At 47.5% G+C, this 7,778-nt stretch carries 7 protein-coding genes and 1 pseudogene; all 8 read left to right on the top strand.

The genetic code is table 11. The annotated features are described in order from the left end of the window. Positions 1-253 precede the first annotated feature (253 nt). Positions 254-859, top strand: coding sequence for a PIN domain-containing protein (locus B3D59_RS16930; protein ID WP_286822315.1), 606 nt, complete (start codon positions 254-256; stop codon positions 857-859). Between the two features lie 256 nt (positions 860-1,115). Then, positions 1,116-1,931 carry a hypothetical protein gene (locus tag B3D59_RS16925; RefSeq protein WP_286822314.1) on the top strand — a complete coding sequence of 272 codons (816 nt, stop codon included), beginning with the start codon at positions 1,116-1,118 and terminating at the stop codon, positions 1,929-1,931. A 251-nt stretch (positions 1,932-2,182) separates the two neighbouring features. Then, positions 2,183-3,922, top strand: coding sequence for a 2-succinyl-5-enolpyruvyl-6-hydroxy-3-cyclohexene-1-carboxylic-acid synthase (gene menD, locus B3D59_RS16920; protein WP_286822313.1), 1,740 nt, complete (start codon positions 2,183-2,185; stop codon positions 3,920-3,922). Then, positions 3,919-4,743, top strand: a complete 825-nt coding sequence (menB, locus tag B3D59_RS16915; RefSeq protein WP_286822312.1) for a 1,4-dihydroxy-2-naphthoyl-CoA synthase — start codon at positions 3,919-3,921, stop codon at positions 4,741-4,743. The genes menD and menB overlap by 4 nt, the downstream gene beginning before the upstream one ends. 124 nt (positions 4,744-4,867) lie before the next feature. Then, positions 4,868-5,905, top strand: a complete 1,038-nt coding sequence (locus B3D59_RS16910) for an o-succinylbenzoate synthase (protein WP_286822311.1) — start codon at positions 4,868-4,870, stop codon at positions 5,903-5,905. A gap of 4 nt (positions 5,906-5,909) precedes the next feature. After that, entirely contained in the window at positions 5,910-6,968 is a 1,059-nt protein-coding gene (locus B3D59_RS16905) for an AMP-binding protein (RefSeq protein ID WP_286822310.1), read from the top strand. A gap of 188 nt (positions 6,969-7,156) precedes the next feature. Continuing rightward, positions 7,157-7,471 carry a hypothetical protein gene (locus B3D59_RS16900; protein WP_277005122.1) on the top strand — a complete coding sequence of 105 codons (315 nt, stop codon included), beginning with the start codon at positions 7,157-7,159 and terminating at the stop codon, positions 7,469-7,471. Between the two features lie 27 nt (positions 7,472-7,498). Next, positions 7,499-7,778: pseudogene (locus B3D59_RS16895) on the top strand (indolepyruvate ferredoxin oxidoreductase subunit alpha); the annotation flags it as partial.

The following is a 7,778-nucleotide window of genomic DNA, read 5'->3' as shown; positions in this document are numbered from 1 at the left end:
CGTTTCATAATCAAAGTAATAGCGGGTGAGCACCTTGAATGTTATCCCTTAGAAAATTCTATAACACCGGCACAAAATGATTGTCAATTTCGTTCTTTATTGATACAGGATTTGTACATGTCATTTGTTGGAGTTATACAGAAAAAAACTACACAGCACACCGATCATTCAGACTGCGTCTGACTGATCGGCCCACGGCGCCGGTCAGCACCGTGATTAGAGAAAAGAAAAAATTAAATGAGGTAAAATCTACGTGCCACCGATTAATTACGTTCTCATTGATTTTGAAAATATTCAGCCTAAAAACTTAGAAATATTAAAAAAGCATCCTTTTAATATTATGGTATTTGTCGGTGAAAACCAAGTCAGAATTCCCTTTGAAATGGCTTGCGCACTTCAAGAGTTCGGGAAAGAAGCCAGATATATAAAGATATCGGGTAATGGCCCAAACGCTTTAGATTTTCATATTGCCTGCTATCTTGGTCAGTTATCAACTGAAGATAAAGATGGGTACTACCATATCGTCTCAAAAGACACTGGTTTTGATCCTCTTGTTAAGCATTTGAGAAGTAGGAAAATAAGGGTAAATCGAGTCAACGATCTGGCCGAGATTCCAATACTTCGAATATCAAATACAACAAACAATGACGAGAAAATAAACGCTATAGTGAAAAACCTTGCTGGTCGAGGACAATCACGACCACGGAAAATTAAAACTCTATCAAATACAATCAACTCTCTATTCACAAAAAAACTTGAAGAAAATGAACTGGCAGCGGTTATAAATAATCTCAAAACAAAAAAATACATCACGGTAAATCAAGAAAACGTTTCATATAATTTACCAAAAAATCTCTAACAAGATATTTCATTGGAAATCTTTTCCGCTGTAAATCTGCATGTAAATCTGAGTAGAGTAGAGAGCATGAATGGGGTCACATAAATGGGGTCAGCATAAATGGGGTCAGAGTAAAATTAAATTTTTTAATTTTAACTATAAGTTGAACCATTATCTTGAAAATAATTTTACTCTGACCCTAATTACTTAATTATTTACCTACTGAATTTATTGAGTCTGAAAAAAATTACCGAAGTATTGTTAACAAGGAGTATGTATGAAGAAAAATTATCTTCAAGTAATCATGGTAATATTGTTGATGATCACCGCTTCGACTGTAAACGGGCAGATTGATCATTCCAAGCATGGATCGCACTCATCTGGTAGTGCAGTGAAATCTTTTAAGGCTGAAATGTCTGTTCCGTCTGAAATCAGACAGGAGCAGATTTTTCCGATAACGATCCTTATTAAAGATGAAAAAGAGCTTAATGTTACACGGTTTGAAACATTTCAGGAAAAACTGATGCATCTGATCATTGTCAGTGATGATCTGGAATTTTTCCGTCATCTTCATCCTGATTATAAGGCAGACGGCAGTTTTCTGACAGAAACCAGTTTCCCCGATGCCGGAGAGTATACTCTTTTCAGTGATTACAAACCGGAAAATAGCGGAGAGCAGATTTCAGTTCTCAAACTCCGCATAAAAGGAACCGCAAGACCGCTGACCGTTCCGGATACAAAAAAAACCGAAATAATTGTCGGAGATGTCAAGGTCAGTATGGATGTCTCGCCGAAAACAGTGAAAACGAATGAAGAAACAACTGTTGCCTTTGATTTGAAAATGGTATCGGATGACAGCCCTGTCAAAGGTTTGCATCCGTTTCTCGGTGAGAAAGCTCATCTTGTCGTAATCAGAAAATCAGAGATATTGAACGTCAATGACTATATCCATGCTCATGCGATGAAAGAGGGGGAACCATCTTTGATAAAATTTAAAACCCAATTCCCTTCTGCGGGCATTTATAAACTTTGGTGTCAGTTTAACTATAAAAACGAAGTGGTGACTGCTGATTTCTGGATAAATGTTCAATGATAACATAAATTCAACAGCCTAAAAATAGTCATTAAACGCATAACCAATCGGTCAAGCCGACGGCGGGATCAGCCCGCCGCCGTGAATCGCGGTGCTGATTTCGTCCAGCACCGCGATTATAGTTCTGGCCTTTAGGCCGTAAAATCCACTCCTTTAGGTGTGGGATATAAGTTTTTGCTTTAGCATTTTCCCTAGACAAAACGGGTAAAATGTACTAAGAAATTTAAGTTGATGATAGTTGGGGAGCAGACATGATGATTTCAAAAAAGCGCCATGTGCAGCAGCTTGCATCGTTATTCCTAAGTAAAAATATTTTTGATATTGTGCTGTGCCCCGGGTCCAGGAACGGTCCCTTGATTCATACCCTGGCAGGCTGCGGACAATTTAACTGCAGGGTGATTGTGGATGAGCGCAGTGCCGGTTATTTTGCGATAGGGTTAGCCCAGGCAAAGAAAAACCCGGTTGTTATTGTGTGCAGCTCCGGTACGGCTACAATTAATTTTGCCCCGGCTGTGGCTGAGGCCTTTTACCAGAATATCCCTTTGATCGTGGTGACTGCGGACCGGCCCGCGTACTGGATAGATCAGCTAGAAAACCAGTGCATCCAGCAAACGGCGCTGTACCGAAATTTTATCAAGCAATCGTGTTCGCTGCCCCTGGAGGAGTCGGACTGCCGGCTTTGGTCCGGTGCGCGGTTAATCAACGAAATACTTAATACGGCCGTGTCTGATGCGCCCGGACCTGTGCATATCAACATTCCCCTTGAAGAGCCTTTGCACCGGACCATGGATGCGCAACTGCCTGATGTTAAAGTGATCGGGAATGCACAGACACGGATCAATCTTGACGAAAAGGCATTGGCCGCAGCAGCCGAAGAGATCGGCCGGGCAGATAAAATACTTGTACTGGCAGGCCAGTCCCAGGGCAATGGAGAACTTAACAGTTCCCTGACCCTGTTTGCCGAAAAAACCGGTGCCGTGGTTGCCGCCGAGCACCTGGCCAATCTGCAGATACCTTCCGGTTGCTGCTGTGCCGTTCCGGAACTTGTGCTTGGGTCCATATCCTCGGGCGATGCCGCCGTGTTTCAGCCTGATCTGCTGATTACCTTTGGCAGGCATTTTGTATCCAAGCGTATACGGCAATTTTTAAGAGCTAATAAACCACACGAGCATATTCATGTGGATGCCGGTGGTGGGCATATGGACACCTACCAGGCATTGACCAGGGTTTGTGCCATGTCCCCGGAACTGTTTTTTGGACAATTGGCTGATATGCAGATCCAAAAGGCATCCGGCGGTTATGCCGGGGCCTGGAAAGACCGCGAGCAAGAGACCCTGCAAATTTATAAACATTATCTGGACCGGGCCCCTTTTAGTGATTTTACGGCATGTGCCGGCGCATTAAAGGCAGTGCCGGAAGATTCAGTCCTGCATCTTGGCAACAGCTCCACCGTGAGATATGCCGTGTTAACCCCCGGCATCAAAGAGGTTACCTGGCTTGGCAACCGGGGAACCAGCGGTATTGACGGTTCTGTCTCAACGGCGGTGGGGTATGCCTCATGCAGCTCTAAGATCAATACGCTTATTTTGGGAGATCTCTCTTTTTTCTACGATTCCAACGGATTGTGGAATAAATACCTGGGGAAAAATTTAAGGATTATTCTGCTAAACAACGGCGGCGGCAATATTTTCAGTTTCGTGGAAGACCTTGCCGGCCCCACCGGAGAGGATAATCAGGCGGTGTTTCAAAACTATTTTTTTGCGGGCCACAGTGCAAAGGCCCAGGGCCTTGCATCGACATTCGGCCTTGACTACCTGCAGGCGAGCTCAGCTTCCCAGTTGGACATGGCCCTTGAAAAGTTATATAATCCCGGCCGGATTGTCCCCACCCTGCTAGAGGTGTTTACGGATGCCCAGACCAACACAAAGGTATTTAAGGGACTGTTTTCGGGAATTAAAAAGAGAATAACTAATACGGAGACCAATAAATGACAGAAAACCGCCACTGGGAAAGCATCAAAGAGTTCGAAGATATCTTTTTTGAGTATTATGAGGGCATCGGCAAGATCACCATCAACCGTGAACGCTACCGCAACGCCTTCCGTCCCACCACCGTCCATGAGATCAGCGAATCTTTGCGCATTTGCCGGGAGGATCAGCGTATCAATGTAATTGTTTTGACCGGGGCAGGGGATACGGCCTTTTGCGCCGGCGGCGACCAGAATGTGAAAGGGGTGGGTGGTTATATTGACAAGGACGGCACCCCAAGGCTGAATATCCTTGAAGTCCAGAAGCAAATCCGTTCCATGCCCAAGCCCGTGATCGCCATGGTCAACGGCTTTGCCATCGGCGGCGGCCATGTGCTCCATGTGGTGTGCGACATCACCATAGCCAGCGAAAACGCCATATTTGGCCAGACCGGCCCCAAGGTGGGCAGTTTTGATGCAGGATTAGGCTCCTCCTATCTGGCCAGCACGATCGGGCAGAAAAAAGCCCGGGAGATCTGGTTCATGTGTCGTCAGTATACGGCTGCCGAGGCTCTGGAAATGGGGCTTGTTAATAAGGTGGTGCCCCTGGCGCAGCTCGAAGATGAGACCGTGGCCTGGGCCATGAAAATGCAGGAACACAGCCCCTTGGCGCTTCGCATGATCAAACTGGGGCTCAATGCCGAACTCGACGGTCAGGTGGGGCTCCAGGAGTTTGCCGGTAACGCCACGCTCTTGTATTACCTGACCCAGGAGGCCCAGGAAGGCAAAAACGCGTTTCTTGAAAAGAGAAAGCCGGATTTCAGTAAATTTCCGAAGTTCCCCTGAATTCAATTTAACCACGAAGAACACGAAGTTCACTAAGAGATTAGTGTTTGAAGCTTCGTGTTCTTAATGAACTTCGTGGTAGATTAAAATATCAAGAGTATTGGAGTTTGAATAGATTCAAGCCATGAACGCACGGGTTATCGAATATAAATTACAGTTTAAACGGCCGGCCGGGACATCCCGGGGGGTGCTGAACCATCGCCGGGTGTGGTATCTTGTTCTGGGAAAAGAGGGCCGGATCGGGGTGGGGGAGTGCGCGCCTTTACCGGGGTTGAGCGCTGAGACCATTCCGGAGGTGGAACAGGTGCTTGCCGCGCTTGCCGCAGACCCGGATGGGTTTTGTGCCCAGGCTGATCAAGAGCGTATGCCCTCTTCGGTGCGGTTTGCGCTGGAAACCGCCCTGGGGGATCTGGAACAAGCCGGTACGCAGATTCTTTTTCCTTCCGGCTTCACCCGGGGTGAGAAAGGTATCCCCATCAACGGCTTGATCTGGATGGGGGAAGTGTCGTTCATGAAAGAGCAGGTTCGACAGAAACTGGATTCGGGGTGGCGCTGCATTAAGCTTAAAATCGGGGCGCTCCAGTTTGAGGAAGAGCTTGCCATCCTTAAAGATATCAGGTCTGAATACAGTGCCGACGACGTCATTTTACGGGTGGATGCCAATGGCGGCTTTTCCCCGGACCAGGTTCTGGACCGGCTTGGGCAGCTGGCCGAATTGGGTATTCATTCCATTGAACAGCCCATTGCCCAAGGACAGTGGCAGCATATGGCCGGGTTGTGCAGAAAGTCCCCCCTGGACATTGCCTTTGATGAGGAACTGATCGGGATTACGAAGCGTGAAGAAAAAATTCGTCTTCTGGATACCCTTTCCCCCCATTACCTGGTGCTGAAACCCAGCCTGCACGGGGGGATGAAAGGGTGTGACGAATGGATTGAACTGGCCGATGCCCGAGGCATCGGCTGGTGGGTCACCTCTTACCTTGAATCCGATCTGGGGTTAAACGCCATTGCCCAGTGGACTTTTTTAAAGCAGCCCCATTTGCACCAGGGCCTTGGTACGGGGAAATTATTTACCAATAATCTGGACTCTCCCCTGGAAATCCGCGGGGAACAACTCTTTTTTGATCCGGGCAAACGGTTTGTTTTTCCGGGGATTTTTTAAGTCTGTGACTATTTTTCCTGATACCCTATGCGTCAACGGTACCGTACACCGGATAAAAAGGCTTGTGCAGGAGGGCGCTCAGGTCTGCCCCCCGGGCATCGAATCCGAGCTCATTGATTTTTTAACCCAGTGGTATGGGCCGGAAAACACCATCACCGTCCATACCTCGGGCAGCACAGGTCCGCCCAAGGCCATTTTTTTGAAGAAAACTTTTGTGGCCCAAAGCGCCATGCGCACTCTTGAATTTTTTGAACTGAAACCCGGCCAGCGCATCCTGCTGTGTCTGCCCCTAAGATACATCGCAGGGAAACTTATGGTGGTCAGGGCACTTTTGGGCAGGCTTGATCTATGCACTGCAGAACCAAGCGGTGGTTTTGCCTTCCTGTCCCAGTGCCGAGATACCCCCTTTCGGTTCGCTGCCATGGTGCCCAACCAGGTCACAAAGCTTTTGGAATATCCGGAACGGTTTGAGGCCCTTGGGGCCTTGCTAGTCGGCGGCTCCGCGCTTCCGGCAACCCTTGAAACCGCACTTCAAACCGTGCCCACGGCCTGTTTTGCAAGCTACGGCATGACCGAAACCGCCACCCACATCGCCCTTCGCCGGATCAATGGGCCGGATGCATCTGATATTTTCCACTGTCTGGGGGATATTTGCGTGGGGCTCTCCCCAAAAGGGTCTCTTACCATTGAAATGCCGGGCCTGGACCAATCCGCCCCTCTTGTTACCAACGACTTGGCAGAACTTATTGACAGTGCCACCTTTCGTATTTTGGGCCGGGTGGATAATGTGATCATTTCAGGCGGCATTAAGTATTTTCCTGAAATCATCGAAAAAAAGCTGGAAAGTGCCATTGAACACCCTTTTTTCATCGGCTCCCTGCCCGATGAAACCCTTGGTCACTGCATGGTGCTGGTTATTGAAACAATGCCTGACAAGCTTTTTGAAAAAAGAGTGGCACAACTGTTCGAGCAATACCTGGACCGCTACGAACGCCCGAAAAAAATTGTGTTTAAAAAGCCATTCAAGCGTACTGAAACAGGAAAAATTATAAGACAATTGTAACAGCAAGCTGAAACACGACATGAACCTAAAAAATTTTTGCAAAAACCTTTAATTCTATAATAAATTTCGATATTATTGAGGGCTTAAGCTGTTTTTAGGGCACAAGGTCTGTGTTATTTGCCGGCAAAGACCTTATGGTTTAAGCGTTAGGTGCCCTCAACCTGCAATAATGAAAGGCTTTAAAGATCATGTGTAACCATTGTAGTGATCACGATCACGATCACCACCATCACCATGAACACCCGGAAATTGTTCAGCTGATGCCTGTTCAAAACAGTCTGTTTGCCGTGTACCAGACTGAAGAACCCCTGGATTTCAGTGTTGAGACCGGTAAAAATGGGCTCAGCCTTGTCCCTGTGCTGTTCATGGGTTTGATCCGTCATGGGGAAAAGACCATGGTGGAAGGGTTTTTTGCCTCCAGTGCCATTAACTCCTGTGAGGATACCCAAGGGTTCAAAGGGTATGCCTCTTCCCTGGCTCATGCTGAAAAACTTTATGCCTGAAACTAAAATATAGAAGGAGCTGTGCGCATGCATAAACTGTTAAAGGACAGCCCCGGAGAGAAAATCATGCTCCTGGGCAACGAAGCCATTGCAAGGGGCGCTGTTGAAGCCGGTGTCGCCTTTGCCACAACATATCCGGGGACCCCGTCCTCGGAAGTCTCTTTGAATCTGTTCCAGATGTCCAGGGAATCGGATCTCTATTTTGAATATTCCACCAATGAAAAGGTCTCCCTGGAAGTCGCTGCCGCTGCCGCCAACTCAGGGCTTCGGACCTTTTGCATGATGAAGCATGTGGGGCTCAACGTGG

The organism is Desulfobacter sp. UBA2225 (genome assembly GCF_002348205.1).
GTDB classification, from domain to species: Bacteria; Desulfobacterota; Desulfobacteria; order Desulfobacterales; family Desulfobacteraceae; genus Desulfobacter; species Desulfobacter postgatei.
Note: the sequence above shows the minus strand (reverse complement) of the source record. Positions and strands in the feature narration are given on the sequence as shown.